This is a genomic window from Staphylococcus gallinarum (assembly GCF_000875895.1).
Lineage (GTDB): Bacteria > Bacillota > Bacilli > Staphylococcales > Staphylococcaceae > Staphylococcus > Staphylococcus gallinarum.
In genome coordinates, this window is sequence record NZ_JXCF01000224.1 from 1 (window position 1) to 382 (window position 382).

1 protein-coding gene is annotated in these 382 nt (G+C 37.2%); it reads right to left on the bottom strand.

Features of this window, described 5'->3' with window-relative positions; genetic code table 11:
* The coding region (locus SH09_RS14165; protein ID WP_042740251.1) for a hypothetical protein at positions 1-382 on the bottom strand (382 nt) is incomplete at both ends.

Below are 382 nucleotides of genomic sequence, written 5' to 3' on the forward strand. Positions count from 1 at the left end.
ATTTTTGTTTAGTAGTTGACACTATACTATCTTCATTACCTGCAACTGTAACATATTTATACCCTGGGATATCAATTGCTTTAGTAGTGTAATTATCATTTGTCCATCCGTATTGGATAAAATCATCAGCAACAGGAGTTATTTTATCCGACCATAAACGGTAGCTTGTTATTTGAGGTAGGTAACGGGGCACCGTTCTGGTAATTGCTGTTTGTCCTTTCAAAAGTGACGTGCCATCATAGTAGTTATAAAGTGTTTCAAGCCCCTCTCCTTTACTATTAGCATCTGGGAAAGTGAAAGTGACTTCTGTACTATTTAGATTTTTCCTAGTCACAGTGGTTGTAAAGTTATCGATTTGAGTGCTATCTACCCCTCCTACTGT